Here is a 21,354-nt window from a genome sequence, read left to right as displayed (position 1 = left end):
CGCGAGCAGGCTCGCTCCCACAGAATTTTCCCAGACTATGGCCGAACGGCGCAGCACGTTACAGATTCACCTGAAGTCATAAAAACCATATCAGGGCGCGGCAGAACGCCGCAGCCAGCACTTCAATCTGATCCGCACAAATGAACAATTCCTGAGCCTGTTTTGTTTCCGGCGGGGTTTCTACAGTGCAGCTCATGCCAGACCGGGTGGCCTGGCAAGACTTTGCAACCGTGGATGAACTGACGATGAGCACAGCAACAATCGGACAGGCTTATAACTACAAGGTCGTCCGCCAATTCGTCATTGCGACGATTTTCTGGGGTGTGGTGGGCATGGCGATGGGCGTGTTGATCGCCTCGCAACTGGTGTGGCCGGAGATGAACCTGGACCTGCCATGGACCACTTTCGGCCGCTTGCGCCCTTTGCACACCAGCCTGGTGATTTTCGGCTTCGCCGGCAGCGCACAATTCGCTGCGAGTTACTACGCGGTGCAGCGCACCTGCCAGGTGCGGCTGTATTCGGACACCCTCGCCGCGTTCACCTTCTGGGGCTGGCAATCGGTGATCGTGATTATGCTGATCACCTTGCCGATGGGCTACACCACCACCAAGGAATACGCCGAGATCGAGTTCTCCGGCGCGGTGTGGATGGCCGTCGTTTGGGTCGCCTATGCCGTGGTGTTCTTCACCACCGTGGTGCAGCGCAAGACCAAACACATCTACGTCGGTAACTGGTTTTTCGGCGCGTTCATTCTGGTGATCGCCATGCTCCATGTGGTCAATCACCTGTCGATCCCGGTCGACTGGTTCAAGTCGTATCCGGTGTATGCCGGCGCCACCGATGCGATGGTGCAGTGGTGGTATGGGCACAACGCGGTGGGCTTTTTCCTCACCACCGGGTTCCTCGGGATGATGTATTACTTCGTGCCGAAACAAGTCAATCGGCCGGTGTATTCGTACCGGTTGTCGATCGTGCACTTCTGGGCACTGATCACCCTGTACATCTGGGCCGGCCCGCACCATTTGCACTACACCGCGCTGCCGGACTGGGCGCAATCGCTGGGCATGGCCATGTCGCTGATCCTGCTGGCACCAAGCTGGGGCGGGATGATCAACGGCATGATGACCCTGTCCGGTGCCTGGCATAAGTTGCGCACTGACCCGATTTTGCGCTTCCTCGTGTTGTCGCTGGCGTTCTACGGCATGTCGACATTCGAAGGGCCAATGATGGCGATCAAAACCGTCAACGCCCTCTCCCACTACACCGACTGGACCATCGGCCACGTGCACGCCGGCGCCTTGGGCTGGGTGGCAATGATCACCTTCGGCGCGACCTATCACATGGTGCCGAAAGTGTTTGGCCGCGAGCAGATGTACAGCACGCCGCTGATCAACCTGCACTTCTGGCTGGCAACCATTGGCACCGTTTTGTACATCGCCTCGATGTGGGTCAACGGCATCACCCAGGGCCTGATGTGGCGGGCGATCAACGAAGACGGCACGCTGACCTATTCGTTTGTCGAAGCGCTGCAGGCCAGTCATCCGGGGTTCATCGTGCGCTTTGCCGGCGGGGTGTTCTTCCTCACCGGGATGTTGCTGATGGCTTACAACGTCTGGCGCACGGTGCGGGTTGCCGACGTGGCGCTGGCCCACCGTGAAGCGCAGATCGCCTGAGGCAGGGAGCCGGACGTGACGGATATTTTTTTCAATGTGCTGGGCGTGGTGTTTCTGTGGCTGGCGGTCGAGTACTGCTTGCGGCGCGAGACGGCGGACAGCCTCGATGAGGCGAGCATGGTGCCGTTTGCCGATGACCCGGAGGTGGCACGGCGGGTTGAGCTGGCCACGGGTAAACCGGTGAAAGCGGTGGCGCCGGAGGTGGCGAAGCCGGGCTGGATCAATCTGGAGATGTGAGGCGTGTCAGGTGGGCTGCCCTCACCCTAGCCCTCTCCCAGAGGGAGAGGGAACTGAGCGAGTTGATTATTCGAGTTACACCGACCTGAAATATCCAAGGTGAATGCAATCTCAAAACCAATGAAGATCGGCTCCCTTTCCCCATCGTCCGCGGAGGGAAGAGGGAACTGAGCGAGTTGATCATTCGAGTTACACCGACCTGAAATATCAAGTCGAATTCAAGTTTTGGCCATCCCCCAATCGGCTCCCTTTCCCCCTCTCCCCCCTGGGGGGAGGGTTGGGGTGAGGGGGTAAGCTCTTGATCTTAACCGCGCTCGCGCGGAATCAAACTCTGCAACTGCTGCGCCAGAAAGTTCGCATCAAAGGCAAATGTATCCGGATCCTTCAGGCCATTGGTCTTGCGCCACTGCCACTCGCCATTTGGCAGGCCGACCAGTGAAATGCTGCCATAGCGCGCTGCCGTCAGGCCCATCACCGCCAGGGAGATCTGCCCCGCGCTGCCCATCACATCCGGCACGAACTCCACCGGTTTGCCGGCAATCACAATGCTCAGCTTTTCTGTTTTGAAGGTCGAAGTTTCCACCGGCGTACTCGGCCCGAACGCAACATACGCCTCGCGGCTCACCTCCAGCAGATTCGGTGCCTGCACCGGTTCCAGCCATTGCTGAATCTCCCCGAACAGCGCGGTAATCCGTGTGGCCCATGCCGCGGATTGCGTTTCGAACAGTTGCTTCTTGTGCGCTTCACTTTCGGCATAGTGACGAAGCATCTCGCCCAGTTGCTGTACGTCGTTCATTGCGGTGTTCCTCGTAAAGGACCTGCGAAGCGTAATAGTGGCAGATCCCGGTCACGGCGTACGTTTAAGCTGCGAATCGCGCTGAAGCAGCACACCTGAGTGAAAGATCGACGGTACAGTCAGTGGCCGCTGGCATCGCACCGCGAACAGAAGGAAACTGCGGGCAGAGCTGAACGTTCGACACCGACATTTGCCAGAGGAAATCCAATGCGCACCATCGGCCTTATCGGCGGCATGAGCTGGGAGTCCAGCGCCGAATATTATCGCCTGATCAACCAACAGGTCCGGGATCGTCTCGGCCCGCTGCGCTCAGCGCAGATGCTCATGTACAACGTCGACTTCGGCCCGGTCGAACAGGCTCAGCACGCCGGGCGTTGGGATGATGCGGCGGCGATTCTGGTGAAGGCCGCGCGCAGCCTTGAAGCCGGCGGTGCGGAGTGTGTGGTGCTGTGTACCAACACCATGCACAAGGTGGCGGAGCAGATTCAGGCGGCGATCAGTATCCCATTCCTGCACATTGCCGAACCGGCTGCACACGCCGCGCTGGCCATTGACGCGCGCACCGTAGGCCTGCTTGGCACGGCGTTCACCATGGAGCAGGATTTCCTCAAGCAACGCCTGATCGCTCAGGGTTTGACGGTACTGGTGCCGGACGAAGCCGAGCGCAAAGAGGTGCACCGGATCATCTACGACGAACTCTGTGTCGGTGTGATCAGTGAACCGTCGCGGCAAATCTATCAGCGGGTGATCGAATCGCTGACCGCGCGTGGCGCCCAGGCAATCATCCTCGGCTGCACCGAAATCGGCATGCTGATCAAACCTGAACACAGCGCCCTGCCCCTGCTCGACACCACCGAGCTGCATGCGCAGTCGGCGGTGGCGTTCGCGCTCGGCGACTGACTCAGGTTTTCGCACGAGTGCGCAGGCGGGCCATGCTCAGGGTGTCGACCCAGTGCCCGTCGCGCACGGCGTAGTCGCGGAACAGGCCTTCGGTTTCGAAGCCGAATTTCTGATAGAGACCGATCGCCGCTTCGTTATCGGCATAGACCGTGAGTTCGACACGGTGCAGATTCATCCAGTTGTCGGCGACGTCGAGGGCGGCGGCCAGCAACGTCGAACCGACACCCTTGCCCTGCCACGCCACCGCGACCGCCATGCCGAAACTGCCGGCGTGCGCCCGGCGCATCCGCGAGTGGGCTTCGAGGCCGAGATTGCCGATCACCACGCCCTGATGCAGCGCCACCAGTTTCACCGCGCGTTCATTGTCTGCCAGCAGGCGTTGCCGCCAGACCTCGGTGGACTGGAACGGCATCTGCAACACCTGCCGTGCCACGGCCGGATCGTTGTAGAGCGCGGTGATGCCCTCGATGTGCGATTCGTTGAAGCGTTCGAGGTGAATGGCGGGGTTGTGCTCAGGCATGGCTGATCCTTCCTGGATCGATGTGTGGCCGTCCACTCTAAACCGCCCACCTCAACACATACAAACGGTAGGAGCTGCCGCAGGCTGCGATCTTTTGATCTTGATCTTGATTATTAATTTTAGAAAAAACAGATCAAAAGATCGCAGCCTGCGGCAGCTCCTACAGGGGTGGTTATTCGAACCATTCGTGGCGTTCGTTGAAGGTGTGGTGGATGAGGTCCAGCAGGGTTTGCACTTCGGCGATCTCTTGCGATTCGGCATTCACCGCCAGCCAGGCCTGCAATTGCATCGGTTCAGCGAACAGCCCCGGCAGCGCGATCAGGCCCCGATCGAAGCGGCTCATGTAAGCCGGCAACAACCCGATGCAGGCGCTGCAGCGGATCATCTCCAGCATCAATTCGTAGGACTGCATCTGCACCACCCCGGCCAGACGCTGTTCGACCAATTCATTCCACGGCCGGAAGCTGTCGATCTGCCGGTCGTGCTGCCATTGCACCAGCATGAAGTCAGCGAGGTCGTCGGGGGTGTCCGGGCGTGCGGTGACGCGGGAGTAGCGCTTGGCGATGTGTGGCAGGTAATCAAGCTTCGCCAGGCGCTGCGGTTTGCCAATGGCGAACGTCGGCCCGGGGTAAGGCGTATCGCCGTGGGCTAGCCACAGGACGATGTCGGCACTCACTGCACGCAGCGACAGTTCGCTGTCCAGCGCGATGATTTCCAGGCGCACGCTGGCGTTGCGGCGCAGCAGTGCGATGAGGTCGCGGCCGAGGATGTCGTGCAGGATCGACTCGGCGACGGCGAGGCGAATCAAGGGTTGTTCGATCACCGGCAGTTTGCGTTCGTTGGCCAGCGCGACGAGTTTGGCCTGCAGTTGTTGGCCTTCACGGGTAAGGCTCAAGGCGCTGCCTTGAAAGCTGAACAGTGAATGCTCGAGTTCCTGCTCAAGTTGCGCCAGCTGTTTGCGCAGCAGGGTCGAACGCACATTGAGGCTACGCGCCGCCTGCATGAAACAGCCACAGCGGGCGCTGACCAGAAAATACTGCGCAATATCGCCATCGATCGCGGCAGCCTGTATCAGCCAGGAATCGCCCTTGTCCTGCGCCCAGCGATACTCGGCGCTGCCCTGTCGTCCTGCGGGTTCGGTGAATGACATCGATGACTCCCTGTCGATCTTTGTATTTGTCGTTACGCAGCTCCCCTGTAGGAGTGAGCCTGCTCGCGATAGCGGTGGGTCAGGTAAGTCAATGTCAATTGACAGGCCGCTATCGCGAGCAGGCTCACTCCTACAGGGGGCAATGTGTGTCAGTTGCCGAGGACTTTGTTCAGTTCAGCACCATCAATGCTCAGCGTTGCGGTGTTGAGCATGCCGTCCAGGTAGGCCTGGGCGATTTGCTCCTGACGTTGCGCACGCAAGGCCTGGGTCAGTTGATCGCGCAGTTCATCGAGGGTCGCAGTGCGCGCCGGTTGTTGCTCGGTGAGTTTGATCACGTGGAAACCGGCAGCACTTTGCAGCGGATCGGAAACCGCACCGACCTTGAGCCGTGCCACGGCGCCACGCACTTCCGGCACCAATTGCTGCAAAGGTTGCAGCCCACTATCACCGCCGCGTTCAGCAGTGACGCGATCCTGCGAATATTGAGTCGCCAGTGCAGCAAATTCCGCCGGCGTCGCCTGAGCTTTTTTGCTCAATTCGGCAGCCTGTTTGCGCACCGCTTCAACAGCCTGAGGATCACTCACGCCGAGGAAAATCTGACTGACCCGATACAGCGCCGGGGTCTGCCAGTTCGCTTTGCCGGCGTCATACGCCTGCTGCAACTCGGCGGCACTCGGGTACTCCGCCGGCACCTCGCTGACCGAACGCAAATAATCGCGAAAGACGATCTGCTCGCTCGCTGCACGCGTTTGCCGCGCCACGTCCGGGCGCTGCGCCCAGCCTTGCGCATCGGCCTGCTCCAGCACCGCTTTCTCGGCCAGACGGGTACGGATCCAGCGCTCCAGCGCTTGGCGATTACCGCGCAATTGTTCGCGGGTCTCGGCTGGAACCGTTGCGAGCAACGCCTGCAACTCCTCCGGCGTCACCTGCTGATTGCCCAACCGTGCCAGCGCCGGCCCGCCGGCAACCGCCGCCAGCGGCGACGATTGCTGGGCGGCGACCGGGTCATTGCCCGGTCGCACCACCAGCGCCACGGCCACCACCAACAGCGCCACCGCAGCGGCGCTGATCACCATGGCAGGCTTTTTCACAGCGCGACTTCCTCTTCTTCGGCCACCGCGACTTTCGCGGTTTGCGCTGCACCGGCCTGGGTGAAATCACGCAGATAAACGATGAATTCCTGCAACAGGCGATCCCACAATTCCAGATTGCCGCGCAGGTGATCGTTGCTCACACCGGCGGCCACCACCACGTCCATTTCCATCACCAGAAACTCGCCCTGCAACGACAACCGCGCGAAACGCCGCGTGGCGTTCCACTGCTCGGCCACACCCTGCGGCAACTCACCCTGCACGCGCAGCGCACAGCTGAAGGTGAAGTCGACGTAGCTGCCCTGCTCCACCGCCGCATTGCCGAAACGCACGGCGTAACCAATGCCCTGGCTGGCGCTGAGCAGCTGGACGATGCCGTTCTGCTCGGTTTCGTTAACGCGATAACCGGCGGCTTGCAGGACTTCGGTCAGGGATTTTGGCGATACGTGGGAGATCAATTGAGTCATTACTTCTTCCTTGTCTATCAGTGCGAGAGCGCAGCTTGGGGCGCGTCGAATTGAGTCTTGTAAAGGTCATCGCCGAACCCCTGGGCCAGTTCATCGAACTTGACCCGGGCGCTGCCCGCGAAGGGCTGGCGGATCTTCATCACCTCGGCCACATCGATGTTTTCGTAGGCGGTGAGGATCTGTTTGGCGACGCCGTACATCTGCTGATTCTTGACTGAACATTGCTGCACTTGTGTGTCACGTTCAGTCAATTGCGCTTGAAGCTTAGACCGTTCTGCCTCTTTGGCACGGGCCAACACCAGCAAGTCGTCATAGGCTTTCTTGAACTTGCCGGTCTGCTCGGCGCTGGCCGCCACTCGCGCCTGGGCCTGGCTGTGCAGGCTCTGTTGCTGCCCGGAAAGCTGCTCGGCGAGGCCTTTGGCCTTGGCCAGTTCAGCGCTCAATTGCTTGATTTGCGCCTGCGCCACCTTGACCTCGTTCTGCGCCGCCAGTTGTGCAGCGCTGGCCTGGGCCTGCTGGCTTTGCAGTGCCTGCAACTGCTGGGCGGTGCTGCGCAACTGGGTGCGCAAGCGCTCTTCCATGCCTTCGGCATTCGCCCCGGTGGCGATCAACAAACCCAGGCCCAGCCCCAACAAACGCGTTTTCATAACCCTCTCCCGGCGCCTTAGAAGCGCGTGTTGATCTCAAGCTGCAAGACGTCGATGTCGAACGGCGCGCCGTACACCGCTTCGGTGCTCAACCAGCGACCCGTCGCGTAAACGTTCTTCGCCAGACCGTAGTTGCCGCCAATGAAGTAGCCCTTGGCGTTGGTGCCGCCGAGGTGGAACGAGGAGTCGTTGAAGCCGTCCGGCAAGGCATCCGGCTGGATGTATTTGTAGCCGGCGAACAGGTTCCAGTCGCCCTGCTTCTTCAGCTCCAGCGCGCTGCCGAGGGTGAACTGCACCATCCATGCATTGGCACCGCTTTCGATGTTGCCGTTGCTGTCGAGGTTGTTGACGATCTGCCCGGCAGAACGCTTGCGCATCTCGCCTTCGTCGTAGCTGAGGTTGTGGATGTAGTTGCCCTGGCTGCGCAACTTGAAATCTTCCGGCAAGTCGGCGTCCCACACCACGTTCAGATCCAGCAGGTTGAACTCGGAGGCCAGGCCAACGAATTGCGGCTGTGGCGTGGTGCTCGGGTTGAGCGGGTTCGGGGTGATGTCGCGCAGCAGGAACACGCTGTTGCCCTTCTGCATGAACGCCGCGCGGGTGCCGTCGCTGTCGCAACCCGGCGCGCCGGCCCACGGTTCGCAAGGGCTGGAGCGTTCGCCCTGAATGTCATCGAAACGGTAGTAAGCCAGTGCGCCCTTCAGGCGGTTGTTGCTGTTGATCGCCCACTTGGCGCCGACTTGCGCGCCGTACAACCACTTGTTGTCGCTCTCTTCCTTGTCGAAGCCGTTGCTGCTGGTGGTGTCGTTGGTGTAATCCACCGGGAACGCGCCGACAGTACCGAACACACCCCAATCGCGGTTGAGCTTGTGGTCGAAGATCGCCGCCACGCCGTCGAAATTCAAGTCGTTGGAATAGAGCATGTCGGTGGACATGAACGGGTTGGCGAAGCGCCCGCCGGTCAGGGTCAACTCATCCGTCGGCTTCCAGTTCAGGTAACCCTGATCAAGCCAGATGTCCTTCTTGGCGAAACCGCCGCCGAGGCTTTGTGTGGTGGATACCGGGTTGTTGTCCGAGCCGGTGCCGATGCGAATACCGGCGGTCCATTCCGGTGTAATCACCGCTTTCATGCCCAGGCGTGCGCGAATGCGGAACTGATTGGTGCGGTCTTCGCGGGTGTTGAGCAGCGGCGGCAGGCTGGTGCTGCTGTTGGGGTTTACGTCGTACGGGCCGTTGTTGTTGAGCTTGGCGAAGTCGACGATTTCGTTGCTGTTGGTATCCGAGTAGTAGCGCGATTCATCACGCAGACGAATGTCGCCATCAAAACTGATGCGCGAGGCCCAGTCCGGGAAGGTGTTGGGCGCGGCCCAGTTTTCCTGTTTGGCGGTGGCCATGACTTCGGCTTTGACCTGATCGCGGATCTGGTCGCGCACCGCTGCCGGCACGTATTGCACTCGCACATCACCCGGCGCCGCCACTGGCCCGGCCGCAACAGCGGTGGACGCCGCAGCCTGCTTGGCCTGGGCGGCTTCGTTTTGCGCCTGGGCAATCAATGCGTCGGCCTTGTCCTGTTTCAAAATGCCCTGCTCGACCAGCAAGCGGATCAGATTGATCGTGGCGTTCTCCGAAGGCGCGGGCGCAGGCGCTGCCACGGCCTGACCGACCAGGGTCGCAACGACCATGCCGACCGCCAGGGACAATCGATTCACGTTGGAAATCATCTGCACACAACTCCTTTTGGCAAAGCTTGAAGGCTTGGCAATAAATATTCGGTTAACCCGGACGCCGCCCTTGCAGGGACAGGCGCACAGGCAAAGTGATAGAGGCCGGAGGCCGTTCGCTGAGGGCCGGCGCACCGCGCAGCGCGGCCAGCACTTGCGTATCGATGTCGGGGTTGCCGCTGGACTTGATCAGCTCGACCCGGGTGATTTCGCCGACGCTGCTCAGCCAGACATCGGCCTGCAACGAGAACGCGAGGTTGCGCAGCTCAGGGTTCTCACGCAGCAAGCGCTGGAAGGTGAACGCCAGAAACTGGCTGTACGTCCCCGTGCCCAAACGTCCGCCGCCAGTGCCAGCCATACCGCCGCCCTTACCCGCGCCGATGTTGAAAGCGTCGCTGCCAGACTGTGCGTCACCGTCCATTTGCATCGGGTTGGCCAGATCGTCCGCCGGTGATGGCGGTGCTTCTTCCTCGGGCTTGACCTCTTGCGGCTCCGGCGTTGGCTCCGGCTCGACGACTTTTTCTTCCACCGGGGTCTCAGGCTCCGGCGGTTTCTCCGGCGGCGGAGGTGGCGGTGGCGGCAACGGAATGATCGTCGGCACCTTCGGCGCTTCGCGGCGGATGCCGCTCATGTCGTTGGCCCACTGCCACAGAAACCACGCGGCGAGCGCGCCGATCAGTAATCCGGCGCCCCACTTGGCATAACGCAGCGCGGGCTTTTTCACCGGCAACGGCTCGATCGGGAGTTGTGCGGTCATGACTCAGCCCTGACTCGGTTTGCCGGTGACGAGACCGACCTGGGACAGTTCGAGCCGGCGCAACAGATCCAGCACTTCGATGACTTTCTGGTATTGCACCGTCGCGTCGCCGCGCACGATCACCGGGAAGTCCGGACTCTGCGCCTTCTCGATGCGCAGGCGCTCTTCCAGCTCGGCCAGGGTCACCGGATAAGCGTCGAGGAACACCTGGCCGCCGTCGTTGACCGAAATTGCCTTGGTCTTGGCCTCGGACAGCGAAACGGAGGCGCTGGCCTTGGGCAGGTTGATCTGGATCCCGGAGACCTGCGCGGTCGCGGTGAGGATGAACATCACCAACACCACCATCAGCACGTCGACCAGCGGGGTGATGTTGATGCTGTCCACCGCAGCATCTTCGTCATCGTCGTGGGAGGCATTTACAGACGCCATGTCAATGCTCCTCAGGCCGGTACGGAGTGGTTGGCGTGATGGCCGCGATGCGACGCCTCACTGAACTGGCTCTCGCCGTGCATCTCCGCCAGACGGGTGATGAACTCGTCGACGAACACGCGCATGTCGGCGCTGACTTCCTTGTTGCGGGTGATCAGGCGGTTGTAGCCAAACAGCGCCGGGATCGCGACGAACAGACCCATCGCCGTGGCCAGCAAAGCGGCGGCCATACCGGGTGCGATGGCGTTGATGTTGACGTCGCCGGCCATCGCCGTACCGAGGAACACCACCATGATCCCCAGCACCGTGCCGAGCAGGCCGATGTACGGGCCGCCGGCGATGGCGTTGGACAGGGTCGAGAGCTTCGAGCTGAGCTGCTGGTTTTCGCGGGTGCGCACGCCGTCCATCGAGCAGCGGATCGCTTCGATAGTCGCTGCGGAAACCGACGAGGTATCGGCGCCCTGCTCACGCCGGGTGCGAATCTCTTTGACCGCCACCAGATACAGGCGCCACAGCGACGAATGCTGCAGGCGCTGAGCGAGTTGCGCGTCGTCGGCGAACATCTCCAGACGCGTGCCGACCTTGGCGAACTGCACGCGGAAGTCTTCGTTGGCGGCAGATACGCGGCTGAGGGTGCGGTTCTTGCGCAGCATGATGATCCACGACTGAAACATCATCAGCACCAGCACGGCGATGATCACCCAGGCGTCGATCGGCACGGCGTTGAGCAGGAAGCCGAGGCTGCCGAAACCGAACCCGGACTGTTCTTCATCGACACCGTAAGCCACCAGCTTCGACTCGGCGCCCTGCGAGGTCGCGTCGGCCAGCAACAGCGGCGCCGGACGGGCGACTTTCGACAGGCGCAGTTCATCGATGGCGCCTACGAACGGCTGGAATGGACCTTCGTGCAGGTCGGCGCCGATGGCCATCACCGAGTTGAAAGCCGGCATCGCCTGAGCGAGAGTCGCGCCTTCACGGCCATTGATGTAAAGGGTGACTTTGGCGCCTTCAGCGGTCAGTGCGACGTGTTGCCATTGGCCCGGATTCAGCGCTTGCGTGGCGACGGCGCGTTGGCCATCGATCTCCACAAACGGCACGCCTTGGTTGGCACCGATCAGCAGGCTGTTGGCGCCCTCACGACGGGCGAGAATCAGTTGCTCGCCATTGGCCTGGTCCAGACGCAACCAGGCACTGAAGGTGAACGCACTGCCGGCGTTGTGCTGCAACGAAGGACTGGCTGGCAGCAACAACGGCTGGCCGCTGAACTGCAAGGCGCGCCCTACTACACCGTCAATCGCCGCGCCGGTCGCACTTTGCGCGGTGTTGCCGTAGGCGGTGGTGTCTTTGGCCGGGGTGCCGGTGGCGCCCTCGAAGTGATACAGCGCGGTGTAATTCGGGTCGAAGGTCAGTTGGCCGTTGCCGGTCGCCGGGGCCTTTTGATTACCGTAGTACATCCAGATGTCCTGGCGCTGACCGCCCTCGACATTCGGCACATCGACCCAGATCAGCGCCATGCCCATCAGCGCGTCGAAGCTTTCGATCTGGTGGTTGAGCACGGTCTTGTCGTCGGCGGCGACAAAGCGCAGATCCGAACCATCCTCCTTCACGCCGTCAAAGGTGAAGTTGCCGGTGTGCAGGCGCACCAGCAGCGCGGTGCGGCCGAGGGCCTGATTGATCGCCGCGCCTTGTGGCGTGGTGTCGACGGCGATCTGTTTGCGGTAATGCCAGTCGTCCTGCCACCAGGCCTGAGCCGTGGCCGGGAGCACGAAGCCCAGGCAGATCAACAACGAAAGGAAGAGGCGCTGCATGAACGTGCTCCTTGTCAGAAAGTGGCTTGAAGGTTGAAGTGCAGGCGCGATTCCTGTTTCGAGGTGTTCGGCCCTTCGAGTAGCGGGTAGCCCCAGTCGAGGCTGCCGGACAGCCATTTGCTCAGGCTGGCGCGGGTGCCGAGGCCGACGCTGGCCAGGGCATAACTGGCGTCCTGGTCCGGCAGTTCGTCGCGCAGATACAACTGCGCGCCCTCGGCAAAGGCGTAGAAGCGCCAGTCCTGCATCCACGTGCCGGCGTACTTGGCCAGCGATGGCGTGCGCACTTCCTGGCTGAGCAACACGCCGTCATCACCGGTGCGTTCGGCAGCCAGGTAGCCGCGCACCGAGGTGGCGCCGCCGGCAGAGAATTGTTCGTTGGAAACCAGTGGCCCCGACGCCAACTGAAACGCGGCTTTGCTTGCGCTCTGCCAGTCGCTGTCGAAGGTCCAGGTGTAATTGCTGTCGCCCTTGACCACGGCAAAACTCGGCTTGGCGCGGTAGCGTTTGTAGTCGAAGTCTTCGTCGGAACTGCCGTAGCCGAAGATGCTGCGGGTGGCGGCGACCAGGCTCAGGCCGAGGCCGAGCTGGCTTTTCTCGGTGTAGCGATAGCCGTTGTAGGCGAAGGTGAATGGCGCGTATTGCAGCGGGACTTTGTCGCTCTCGCCGGACAGGGTCAGGCGTTCGTCGAAGTCCTTGAAGTCGATGCCGGCCGACAGCGAGTTCGACCAGTTGCCGCTGGAGGGCAACGTATAAATCGCCGAGACGCCATAGGAATGGCCCTTGCCGAGCACGTTGCTGCCGCCGATGGTGGCGACGTTGCTGTCGGACTGGTAACCGGAGAACTGCACACTCCAGCGATCGGTCAGCGGCGCGGTGTAGGAACCCGACCAGACCTTGGCGTTGTCGGTGTCCTGCGGCGCGGTGAAGAACGTCAGGTTGACGCTGTGGCCGAGCTGCCAGAGGTTGTTGTAGCCGAGGCTGGTGACGGTGCGCAGCTTTTCCGTGTCGGCGCTGTAATCGTTGTTGAGTCCGACGCTGGCGGTCCACGGGTTCTGGTCTTCGACCTGCAGATCGACGTCCATGGTGCCGGGGCGCTGGCCTTCGCGCACCAGCGGCATGACTTGCCGACCCGGGGTCTTGTTCAGTTGCGCCAGCTCGCCCTGGACCTTGGCGAAGTCCGGCACCTCGCCTTCTTTCAGTGCCGGGACGTTGTCGCGGATGTCCAGCGGCGAATAGTGTTTGGCGCCGACCACACGGACCCGGCCGACCTTGGTTTCGCTGACTTGCAGGTAGACGATGCCGTCGGCAACCGCTTGCTCGGGCAACTCGACGAACACCGATTGATAGCCGCGCTCTTGATAAACTTTTTGCAACGCGTCGCGCGCCCCTTCGATATCCGTGAGGGCTTTCTGCGGGCCGAGGAACGGGTACACCGCTTCTTCAATGGCGCGCGCATCGAGCACGGTGTTGCCGCGCACGAAGTATTCGTTGACGTCGACCAGACGCTGCGCCGCCGCTTTTTCAGCGACCTCTTCGGCCAACGCCGGCTGCGCGCCCGCCGTCACCAGCAGCCAGCCCCACAGCGCCAGCCGTGACTTGAAAATCGGTTCCACACTACCCCCTGAATTCGCGATGACCTGTTGGCGTTTCGAACGCCGCGTGTATGGCGTCAATTGCTGGCTGTCGAGGCACAGGCGTGCTTGCCCAGCCACGTGTGCAAGAGCGCGAAGTTCAGCGAGAACTCGGGCATTTGCAGCAACGCGCCGCAAAACACTTCGCCGATGATTTTTTGAATGAGCAGCACCGCACGCGGGTTGTTGAGCAGCGTGGCGATGTCGCGACTGAGGACGTTGAAGCTCCAGACTTTCTGGTTCAGACCGAGGCCGACGAACCAGCGGAACAGCAGGTTGTAGTTGAGCTGTTCGTAAAGCTGCTGTTCGCTGGGCACCGAATACAGCAGTTGCAGGAGCAGGATGTGCATGACCGTTTGCGCGGGAATGAGCATGCCGGGCTCGGCATTGAGGTCATGCATGAGGCCTTTGTGTGCGTCGAGCAAATCATCGATCTGCGGGCGCAGCAGCACCAGCGAATGGCCTGGCGGAATGTAGCTGGAAACCTCTTTCAAGGCGCCCTGCCAATCATCCTGCGAGACGATCCAGACCCACGGCGCGCCGTAGCGATACACCGAAACCGGCTTCTTGCGCGCGGCTTCGACGATCTTCGACAGGCGTTGATCGCGTTCCTGCATGCCCACTTTCGAGTAGCGTTCCATAGTCCCCATTGCCTCACTCCCGGCGTCCCGCCTCGGCTTGTGAAAAGCGCCCCGTTGGGCCCCTCAAGCGCGTTACATAGGCATGACCGGACTGGCGATGTGCTACCGAACTTTTGTCATAAAAGCTTCATTACGGAGGGTAGGGTTGGTGCATAGCGACAGGTGTACACAAATCAAATGTAGGAGTGAGCCTGCTCGCGATAGCGTCCTGTCAGTTGATATTTATTTTGCTGACACACCGCTATCGCGAGCAGGCTCACTCCTACAGGGGATTTGTGGGGATTTTGGGTCAGGTGTAGACGGGCCAGGTGTCGACGATTTTGCCGCCGCGCACCGCCAGCAGGTCGCCGAATTGCAACAACACCGCTTCGGTCTGGGTAGGGCGCAGGAACACTTGATCCTCAACGGTCAGGCCCACGGCATTCGAGCCGTTGACCATCTCCTGATTGGAGCTGCGGCCATACACGCTATTGCTCTGCAAACCGGACGGCGATTCGAACTCGGCCATCCAGTTGCCGCCATAGATGAAAAAGGTCTGGCGCTGGTTGGTGTCCCACCACGAAAACAGCCTGGACTTGTCGTCCAGCGCCGGGATGTTCACCGCACCGGTGCTTTTCAGCACTGGCGTGGCGATGTAAACCGCCGGTTCGTGCTCGACCAGCGACGGCAAATCATAGTGCGTCGGCTTGAGCATCGCCGTGCCCACCGACACCTCGGTGCTGAGCTTTTCATTTTCATGAATGCGGTAACTCGGGCTGCCGGCGGTGTTCAGGCACAAGCCGTCGTGCCACAACCCCGGAAACTGCTGCCGGGTGAAATCCACGCAGCGCTGATAAATCAGCATGACCTTGGCGAACAGCTCTTCAGGCGAACCGAGAATCCCCGGCACGCCCATGCCCACGAACGGGTCGTAGCCCATGAACCCGGCAAACTCCAGATGCTGCGCATTGGCGCTGATCAGCGTGAGCATCTGCCCCAGCACATTCAAATCACTGACGCCGCCGCGATGCAGGCCGACATCCAGTTCGATGTTGATGCGCATCCGCGTACCCAGGCCCTGCGCGAGTTGCAGGTATTGCTGCAAACGTTCGGGGCCGTCGAGCAACCATTGCAGTTGCTTCGCGGGATCGAACGGGCCTTTGTGGGATTGATAAAACAGCTCTGCCGAACGCACCGGCAACGGCTTGCCGAGCAGAATGTCAGACTGGGGGAACGTGACAGCATCGTGATTGAGAAACGGCTGATGGAACGACATCAATTTTTGCGTCCCGGCACGTTGGGCGATGTAGCTCAACAGTCCCGGTGACGGCAGCGACTTCTCCACCAGGCGCAGTTGCTTGCCGCCGCGCTTGACCGACTGCATCACCACATCGATGTTGTGATCGAGACGATTCAGATCGATCAACAGTACCGGGCGCATCGGGCCTTTGTCCTTCAGCTCCTTGTTCAAAGCACGGAAATACTCGGTATACGGCCCGCCACGATCACCCGGCCGCAGCCACGCCCCGGCACCCACCAGCAACACGCCTGCACCGAATGTACCGAGGAGGAAATTACGTCGATTGACCGCCATCAGCTCACCCCCAGAATCGACGACAGATGCGCGTTGAGAAAGCGCCCGCTCGGATCAAGCGCCTGGCGCACCTCGACAAACTCGCGCCAGCGCGGATACAGCGGCTGCAGACTCTTCGCGTTGAGCGTGTGCAACTTGCCCCAGTGCGGCCGGCCGTTGTACTTCCAGAAGATCGGCTCGACGGCGGCAAAGAAGTTGTGATGATCCATCTGGTAATGCTGGTGCACCGAGATCGAACAGCTGTCGCGCCCCTCGAACATGCTCAATGGAATGTCATCGGCTTTGACGTAGCGGTACTCGATGGGAAACCAGGTGCGCAGGTCCTTGTCCTGAATCAGCTTGAGAATCTCGCGCAGGCAGGCCGGGCCGTGTTCGGCCGGCACTGAATATTCCATCTCGTTGAAGCGCACGGTGCGCACGTTGGCGTAGATGTCGAACGAGTCGCCGACGCGGTCATCGAAACTCGCCAGATGGCGCAGGCTGTTGAGCATCGTGCGGCGCAGCTCGGGGAAGTCGCTGCCGTACTTGTCGATCTTTTCGATGAGGGTGACGAACTCGTTGCCGCCCTCCTCTTCGGGCGGGATTGGCGGCGTCGCCGGGTCGTCGGTTTCGTTGAGGGCGATGGACAAGGCGTAGTCGGAATGGGTGACGACGAGCATTTCCCAGTGCTGGTTTTCAGCGGTGTTCTTGTCGATATCTTCGAGCAATTCTTCAGTCTTGGCGATCCATTGACGCTCGCGCAGGCGATAGGCCGGGCGATTTTGCAGGCGGATTTTCGTCGCCACGCCAAGGGCGCCGAGGGATACGCGAGCAGCGCTGAACACGTCCGCATGGCGCTGACTGTCGCAGTCGAGCACCTCGCCACTGGCGGTCACCAGTTGCATGCCGCAGACGTGCGCCGAGTAGGACTGGAAGGTTTTACCGGTGCCGTGGGTGGACGTCGAAATGGCCCCGGCGAGGGTCTGGTAATCGATGTCGGCCATGTTTTGCAGGGCCTGGCCGATGTCTTTCAACGGCGTGCCCATGCGTGACATCGGTGTGCCGGCGGCGAATTCGGCTTGCAGGGTTTTCGCGTCGTGGTCGAGCAGACCGTTGAAGTAGCTCAGCGACAACAGCGTGCCGTCGGTAGGCACCAGCGCGCTGAAGGAATGCGCCGAACCGACTGGGCGGATGTTGCCTTGTGCCTGCTTTATCACAGTTGTCAGTTCATCGAGATTCTTCGGTGCCAGCCGCGCTGCTGGCAGGCAACTCTGTGCGCCCGACCAGTTGCGCCATGGGATCAGCCGTGGCGCGCGCATCAATTGGCCCAATGCCGGATTGCTCGCCAACGCGCTGAATGCGCCGACGATGCTTGCCCGTTGCAACAACTGACGCCGTGTCAGATCCATGGTCATGCCAGGCACCTTATTGAGGGAGAGGCTGGTCGGCCATGAAGCCGATCAATTGCAGGAACTGCTCTTGCGAGCACTCGACGCATTGGCCCATCGGCGGCATGCCGTTATAGCCGTTGATGGCATGGTCGAGCAGTGTGTCGCTGCCCTGCTGGATGCGCGGCTCCCAGGCTTTGCGGTCACCGGTGAGCGGCGCGTTGGCGGCCGGGTTGGCGTGGCAGAGCTGGCAGCTGTTGGCGTAGATCTGCGCCAGGGCCGGGTCTTTGGGCATGGCGTTGCTGTTGGCGCTGGCCGGGGGTTTGGGGTCTTCGCCGCAGCCGAACAGCGCCGTGGACAGTGCCAGCAGTAAAGTGAGTGGGAGTACCCGCATAACGATCCTCAAGGGTGGCATCGCTTATTGTTGTGAGCACACCATAAAACAGCGGCTTCAGCGGGTTGAGGGCATTGCGGGACAACGAGGGGGGCAAACGGGGCCAGCCCTCTCTCCGATGATCGTTCCCACGCTCTGCGTGGGAACGCCTCAAGGGACGCTCCGCGTTCCAATGGGACGCAGAGCGTCCCGGGCTACATTCCCACGCGTAGCGTGGGAGCGATCAACGCTCTGCGGGGGAGCGATCAAGATCGCAGCCTGCGGCAGCTCCTACACAGGGGTTCGGTGTATAGGCCCGCTCTGCTTTGCGCCTTTGCGTGACATTCGGGTGACATTTGCGGGTTTAAATTTCGGCGTATTCAGGCGTATAACCTGTAGAGACTTTTTGATCTGCATGCGGACATCAACACGGGGTAGCGACATGACCACAGCAAACATCCTTGGCAATCTGTTCCCTTCTGTCAGCGACATCCCGGAAAAATACCGCCTCGACGCTCAGGTCGAGCAACGCGAATATCTGGTCGACGGCCAGTTGCGCCGCTGGGACGGCCCGCTCGCTACCGTGCGCAGTCCGGTGTATCTCACGGGCGCCAACGGCGACGAACAAGTGATTCTCGGCAGCACGCCGCTGCTCGATGCCGACACTGCCCTCACTGCCCTCGACGCCGCCGTGCGCGCCTACGACCGGGGCCAGGGCCTGTGGCCGACCATGCGCGTGGCCGAACGCATCCAGCACGTCGAAGCCTTCCTCGGGCGCATGCGCCAGCAGCGCGATGCCGTGGTCAAGCTGTTGATGTGGGAAATCGGCAAGAACCTCAAGGACTCGGAAAAAGAGTTCGACCGCACCTGCGATTACATCGTCGACACCATCAATGCGCTCAAGGAACTCGACCGTCGCTCCAGCCGTTTCGAGCTGGAACAGGACACCCTCGGGCAGATCCGTCGCGTGCCTTTGGGTGTGGCGCTGTGCATGGGCCCTTACAACTATCCGCTGAACGAGACTTTCACCACGCTGATCCCGGCGCTGATCATGGGCAACACCGTGGTGTTCAAACCGGCCAAGCTCGGCGTGCTGCTGATTCGTCCGTTGCTGGAAGCGTTCCGCGACAGCTTCCCCACCGGTGTGATCAACGTGATCTACGGTAGCGGCCGCGAAACCGTCAGCGCGCTGATGGCCAGCGGCAAGATCGATATCTTCGCCTTCATCGGCACCAACAAAGCTGCCAGCGACCTGAAGAAGCTGCACCCGAAACCGCACCGTTTGCGCGCCGCGCTCGGTCTGGACGCGAAAAACCCCGGCATCGTCCTGCCGGAAGTCGACCTCGACAACGCCGTCAGCGAGGCCGTGACCGGTTCGCTGTCGTTCAACGGTCAGCGCTGCACCGCACTGAAAATTCTCTTCGTGCATGAAGACGTCGTCGACAGCTTCATCGAGAAATTCAACGCTCGACTGGCCACACTGAAACCGGGCATGCCGTGGGACAGCGGCGTTTCGCTGACGCCGTTGCCCGAGTCGGGCAAGGTCGATTACCTGCATGGTCTGGTAGCAGACGCGCAAAGCAAAGGCGCACAAGTGGTCAATCCGAATGGCGGCGAATCCCGCGAATCGTTCTTCTATCCGGCAGTGCTGTACCCGGTGAACCCGCAGATGCGCGTCTATCAGGAAGAGCAGTTCGGCCCGGTGGTGCCGATCGTGCCGTACCGTCATCTCGATACGGTGATCGACTACGTGCTGGAGTCGGACTTCGGCCAGCAGTTGAGCATTTTCGGCACCAATCCGGTGGCGATCGGCCGTCTGGTCGACACCTTTGCCAACCAGGTCGGGCGGATCAATCTCAACGCGCAGTGCCAGCGCGGGCCGGACACTTACCCGTTCAACGGCCGCAAAAACTCCGCCGAAGGGACGCTGTCGGTGCACGATGCGCTGCGGGTGTTTTCGATCCGGACGCTGGTGGCGACCAAATTCCAGGACAGCAACAAGGAGCTGATCAGCGAGATCATTCGCGGACGCGATTCGAGCTTCCTGACCACCGATTACATTTTCTGACCTGTGCGCAGAGCGCTTGGCGATAAACGCAGGAGAAGTCATCAGCTTCGGGTCTAAGGCCACGACCCTCCCGGCCATTCAGTGTCTACACTGTTCCCAGCGCTGCGCTGGATGCCGGGAGGTGAATCATGCTTGATTACTTCGCGTTGGGACTGTTGGTGTTCGTCGGTCTCGTGCTGTTCTACGGGATCATCGTGTTGCATGACATACCGTATGAGATTGCCGTTCATCGCAACCACCCGCATCAGGATGCGATCCACGCCACCGGCTGGGTCAGTCTGTTTACCCTGCACGCGCTCTGGCCATTCCTGTGGATCTGGGCGATGGCGTACCGAGAGGATCGCGGCTGGGGATTCGGCGATGGCAAATCGGTGCAAAGCCATGTCACCCGCCTCGAACAACAAGTGATCCAGTTGCAAACCCGCCTCGAACAACTCGAAGCCCGCGCGCCCAGCGCTGCGCCGCCCTCCAGTCATCCTGGCGAGGGCATTTGAGCAATGGATCTTCTCCTCGTTCTGACTTATGCCGCCATCTGCGTTGCGATCTTCAAGATCTTCCGCATTCCATTGAACAAATGGACAGTGCCCACGGCAGTTCTCGGCGGGATCGCGCTGGTCGGCGCGCTGATTTTCACCATGAATTACAACCATCCCTACTCTGAAGTGGCGCGTTCCTATTTCGTCTCGGTACCGGTGATTCCGATTGTCAGTGGCCAGGTCATCGAGGTGCCGGTACACGGCAACGAACCGCTGGAAAAAGGCGATGTGCTGTTTCGCATTGATCCCACGCCTTTCGAAAACCGCTTGAAATCGCTCAAGGCGCAACTGGTTGCCGCCAAGGGTGATCGCTATCGCATCACCGAACTGATCCGCCGCAATTTCGGCACCCAACGCGAACTGGATGCGGCAATTGCCCGCACCGATGACCTGCAGGCGCAGCTGGATAACGCCCAGTTCGAACTGGACAACACCACCGTTCGCGCGCCGAGCAAAGGCTTTGTCACCCATGTTTCGTTGCGCCCGGGGATGATGGCGAGCAAGTTGCCGTTGCGCCCGTCGATGGTATTCATTCCCGAAGAGGGTCAGTATTTTGCCGCGTGGATGCGCCAGAACAGCCTGTTGCGGCTGACCGTCGGCGATGAGGCGGAAGTGGCGTTCGACGGCATCCCGGGCAAAGTATTCGAAGGTCGGGTGAAGAACGTCATCGGGGTGATTGCCGAAGGCCAGGTACAACCGTCCGGCACACTGATCGGCTATACCGGTTCGCCGCCGGCCGGACGGGTGCCGGTGATCATCGAAATCACCGATCCCGACTTCGCCCAGTACAGCAAGCTGATGCCCGGCGGCGCTTACGGTCAGGCGGCGTTGTACAGCCAGCACTTCCATCACATCGGCGCGATGCGCAAAATCCTTCTGCGCATGTCAGCGTGGATGAATTACATTTTTCCTTTCCACTAGGAATTGATTACGAGAGGCCCGCACTGAGTACTTACAGCACCCATCGAC

The 21,354-nt window shown here is 61.0% G+C and carries 21 protein-coding genes; 6 read left to right on the top strand and 15 right to left on the bottom strand.

Annotated features, from left to right (window positions below):
- The first annotated feature begins 245 nt into the window (after nt 1–245).
- Nucleotides 246–1,673, top strand: coding sequence for a cytochrome-c oxidase, cbb3-type subunit I (gene ccoN / locus ACIPZE_RS09110; protein WP_129393361.1), 1,428 nt, complete (start codon nt 246–248; stop codon nt 1,671–1,673).
- A 15-nt stretch (nt 1,674–1,688) separates the two neighbouring features.
- Complete coding sequence (locus ACIPZE_RS09105) at nt 1,689–1,910, top strand: cbb3-type cytochrome c oxidase subunit 3 (protein WP_283436640.1); 222 nt, start codon at nt 1,689–1,691, stop codon at nt 1,908–1,910.
- 304 nt (nt 1,911–2,214) lie between these two features.
- On the opposite strand, the gene ACIPZE_RS09100 is transcribed toward ACIPZE_RS09105, so the two are convergent.
- Nucleotides 2,215–2,706, bottom strand: a complete 492-nt coding sequence (locus ACIPZE_RS09100; protein WP_283436641.1) for a hypothetical protein — start codon at nt 2,704–2,706, stop codon at nt 2,215–2,217.
- A gap of 207 nt (nt 2,707–2,913) precedes the next feature.
- Here ACIPZE_RS09100 and ACIPZE_RS09095 point away from each other — a divergent pair, with 207 nt between their 5' ends.
- Nucleotides 2,914–3,606 carry an aspartate/glutamate racemase family protein gene (locus ACIPZE_RS09095; protein WP_283436642.1) on the top strand — a complete coding sequence of 231 codons (693 nt, stop codon included), beginning with the start codon at nt 2,914–2,916 and terminating at the stop codon, nt 3,604–3,606.
- 1 nt (nt 3,607) lies between these two features.
- On the opposite strand, the gene ACIPZE_RS09090 is transcribed toward ACIPZE_RS09095, so the two are convergent.
- From ACIPZE_RS09090 to ACIPZE_RS09025, 14 genes are all read right to left on the bottom strand, one after another.
- Nucleotides 3,608–4,126 carry a GNAT family N-acetyltransferase gene (locus ACIPZE_RS09090; RefSeq protein WP_283436643.1) on the bottom strand — a complete coding sequence of 173 codons (519 nt, stop codon included), beginning with the start codon at nt 4,124–4,126 and terminating at the stop codon, nt 3,608–3,610.
- 172 nt (nt 4,127–4,298) lie between these two features.
- Complete coding sequence (locus ACIPZE_RS09085) at nt 4,299–5,276, bottom strand: LysR family transcriptional regulator (protein ID WP_129393349.1); 978 nt, start codon at nt 5,274–5,276, stop codon at nt 4,299–4,301.
- 149 nt (nt 5,277–5,425) lie between these two features.
- On the bottom strand, nt 5,426–6,367 hold the full coding sequence (locus tag ACIPZE_RS09080) for a peptidylprolyl isomerase (protein ID WP_400772509.1): 942 nt from the start codon (nt 6,365–6,367) through the stop codon (nt 5,426–5,428).
- Nucleotides 6,364–6,834, bottom strand: a complete 471-nt coding sequence (locus ACIPZE_RS09075; protein ID WP_283436646.1) for a YbjN domain-containing protein — start codon at nt 6,832–6,834, stop codon at nt 6,364–6,366. The genes ACIPZE_RS09080 and ACIPZE_RS09075 overlap by 4 nt, the downstream gene beginning before the upstream one ends.
- A 17-nt stretch (nt 6,835–6,851) precedes the next feature.
- Nucleotides 6,852–7,481: a DNA repair protein gene (locus ACIPZE_RS09070; protein ID WP_400772507.1), complete on the bottom strand. Its 630-nt coding sequence runs from the start codon at nt 7,479–7,481 to the stop codon at nt 6,852–6,854.
- 17 nt (nt 7,482–7,498) lie between these two features.
- Nucleotides 7,499–9,202, bottom strand: a complete 1,704-nt coding sequence (locus tag ACIPZE_RS09065) for a putative porin (RefSeq protein WP_400772505.1) — start codon at nt 9,200–9,202, stop codon at nt 7,499–7,501.
- 52 nt (nt 9,203–9,254) lie between these two features.
- Nucleotides 9,255–9,959, bottom strand: coding sequence for an energy transducer TonB (locus ACIPZE_RS09060; RefSeq protein WP_129393330.1), 705 nt, complete (start codon nt 9,957–9,959; stop codon nt 9,255–9,257).
- Nucleotides 9,960–9,962: 3 nt separating this feature from the next.
- Nucleotides 9,963–10,388, bottom strand: coding sequence for a biopolymer transporter ExbD (locus tag ACIPZE_RS09055; RefSeq protein ID WP_007915482.1), 426 nt, complete (start codon nt 10,386–10,388; stop codon nt 9,963–9,965).
- Between the two features lie 11 nt (nt 10,389–10,399).
- Nucleotides 10,400–12,196 (bottom strand): DUF2341 domain-containing protein, encoded by a 1,797-nt coding sequence (locus tag ACIPZE_RS09050; RefSeq protein WP_400772502.1) that lies wholly within the window; start codon nt 12,194–12,196, stop codon nt 10,400–10,402.
- A 14-nt stretch (nt 12,197–12,210) separates the two neighbouring features.
- The gene (locus ACIPZE_RS09045; RefSeq protein ID WP_400772500.1) at nt 12,211–13,809 is read right to left on the bottom strand and encodes a ShlB/FhaC/HecB family hemolysin secretion/activation protein; all 1,599 of its coding nucleotides are present in this window, start codon (nt 13,807–13,809) and stop codon (nt 12,211–12,213) included.
- Between the two features lie 56 nt (nt 13,810–13,865).
- Nucleotides 13,866–14,477, bottom strand: coding sequence for a transposase (locus ACIPZE_RS09040; protein WP_400772498.1), 612 nt, complete (start codon nt 14,475–14,477; stop codon nt 13,866–13,868).
- A 280-nt stretch (nt 14,478–14,757) separates the two neighbouring features.
- Nucleotides 14,758–15,966 carry a DSD1 family PLP-dependent enzyme gene (locus ACIPZE_RS09035; RefSeq protein WP_283438630.1) on the bottom strand — a complete coding sequence of 403 codons (1,209 nt, stop codon included), beginning with the start codon at nt 15,964–15,966 and terminating at the stop codon, nt 14,758–14,760.
- A 74-nt stretch (nt 15,967–16,040) separates the two neighbouring features.
- Nucleotides 16,041–17,369 carry a D-arabinono-1,4-lactone oxidase gene (locus ACIPZE_RS09030; RefSeq protein ID WP_400772627.1) on the bottom strand — a complete coding sequence of 443 codons (1,329 nt, stop codon included), beginning with the start codon at nt 17,367–17,369 and terminating at the stop codon, nt 16,041–16,043.
- 76 nt (nt 17,370–17,445) lie between these two features.
- Nucleotides 17,446–17,802, bottom strand: a complete 357-nt coding sequence (locus tag ACIPZE_RS09025; RefSeq protein ID WP_283436652.1) for a cytochrome c5 family protein — start codon at nt 17,800–17,802, stop codon at nt 17,446–17,448.
- A 421-nt stretch (nt 17,803–18,223) separates the two neighbouring features.
- Between ACIPZE_RS09025 and ACIPZE_RS09020 the strand changes: the two genes are divergently transcribed.
- The 3 genes from ACIPZE_RS09020 to ACIPZE_RS09010 all read left to right on the top strand — a co-directional run bounded on the left by ACIPZE_RS09020 (nt 18,224) and on the right by ACIPZE_RS09010 (nt 21,306).
- Nucleotides 18,224–19,849, top strand: a complete 1,626-nt coding sequence (locus ACIPZE_RS09020) for an NADP-dependent glyceraldehyde-3-phosphate dehydrogenase (protein ID WP_400772496.1) — start codon at nt 18,224–18,226, stop codon at nt 19,847–19,849.
- A 128-nt stretch (nt 19,850–19,977) separates the two neighbouring features.
- Complete coding sequence (locus ACIPZE_RS09015) at nt 19,978–20,343, top strand: DUF3302 domain-containing protein (protein ID WP_400772494.1); 366 nt, start codon at nt 19,978–19,980, stop codon at nt 20,341–20,343.
- A 3-nt stretch (nt 20,344–20,346) separates the two neighbouring features.
- A complete protein-coding gene (locus ACIPZE_RS09010) occupies nt 20,347–21,306 on the top strand; it encodes an HlyD family secretion protein (protein ID WP_129393299.1) in 960 nt (319 codons plus the stop codon).
- Nucleotides 21,307–21,354: the final 48 nt, after the last annotated feature.

Source organism: Pseudomonas sp. NPDC089741 (assembly GCF_044748825.1).
Classification (GTDB): domain Bacteria; phylum Pseudomonadota; class Gammaproteobacteria; order Pseudomonadales; family Pseudomonadaceae; genus Aquipseudomonas; species Aquipseudomonas helmanticensis.
This window is presented reverse-complemented; position numbering and strand designations above follow the sequence as displayed.

What these genes read in the sequence shown, in the direction of transcription:
- ccoN (WP_129393361.1), top strand. Translation starts at nt 246, where the DNA reads ATGAGCACAGCAACAATCGGACAGGCTTATAACTACAAGGTCGTCCGC.
- ACIPZE_RS09100 (WP_283436641.1), bottom strand. Translation starts at nt 2,706, where the DNA reads ATGAACGACGTACAGCAACTGGGCGAGATGCTTCGTCACTATGCCGAA.
- ACIPZE_RS09095 (WP_283436642.1), top strand. Translation starts at nt 2,914, where the DNA reads ATGCGCACCATCGGCCTTATCGGCGGCATGAGCTGGGAGTCCAGCGCC.
- ACIPZE_RS09090 (WP_283436643.1), bottom strand. Translation starts at nt 4,126, where the DNA reads ATGCCTGAGCACAACCCCGCCATTCACCTCGAACGCTTCAACGAATCG.
- ACIPZE_RS09085 (WP_129393349.1), bottom strand. Translation starts at nt 5,276, where the DNA reads ATGTCATTCACCGAACCCGCAGGACGACAGGGCAGCGCCGAGTATCGC.
- ACIPZE_RS09075 (WP_283436646.1), bottom strand. Translation starts at nt 6,834, where the DNA reads ATGACTCAATTGATCTCCCACGTATCGCCAAAATCCCTGACCGAAGTC.
- ACIPZE_RS09070 (WP_400772507.1), bottom strand. Translation starts at nt 7,481, where the DNA reads ATGAAAACGCGTTTGTTGGGGCTGGGCCTGGGTTTGTTGATCGCCACC.
- ACIPZE_RS09065 (WP_400772505.1), bottom strand. Translation starts at nt 9,202, where the DNA reads ATGATTTCCAACGTGAATCGATTGTCCCTGGCGGTCGGCATGGTCGTT.
- ACIPZE_RS09060 (WP_129393330.1), bottom strand. Translation starts at nt 9,959, where the DNA reads ATGACCGCACAACTCCCGATCGAGCCGTTGCCGGTGAAAAAGCCCGCG.
- ACIPZE_RS09055 (WP_007915482.1), bottom strand. Translation starts at nt 10,388, where the DNA reads ATGGCGTCTGTAAATGCCTCCCACGACGATGACGAAGATGCTGCGGTG.
- ACIPZE_RS09050 (WP_400772502.1), bottom strand. Translation starts at nt 12,196, where the DNA reads ATGCAGCGCCTCTTCCTTTCGTTGTTGATCTGCCTGGGCTTCGTGCTC.
- ACIPZE_RS09040 (WP_400772498.1), bottom strand. Translation starts at nt 14,477, where the DNA reads ATGGGGACTATGGAACGCTACTCGAAAGTGGGCATGCAGGAACGCGAT.
- ACIPZE_RS09025 (WP_283436652.1), bottom strand. Translation starts at nt 17,802, where the DNA reads ATGCGGGTACTCCCACTCACTTTACTGCTGGCACTGTCCACGGCGCTG.
- ACIPZE_RS09020 (WP_400772496.1), top strand. Translation starts at nt 18,224, where the DNA reads ATGACCACAGCAAACATCCTTGGCAATCTGTTCCCTTCTGTCAGCGAC.
- ACIPZE_RS09015 (WP_400772494.1), top strand. Translation starts at nt 19,978, where the DNA reads ATGCTTGATTACTTCGCGTTGGGACTGTTGGTGTTCGTCGGTCTCGTG.
- ACIPZE_RS09010 (WP_129393299.1), top strand. Translation starts at nt 20,347, where the DNA reads ATGGATCTTCTCCTCGTTCTGACTTATGCCGCCATCTGCGTTGCGATC.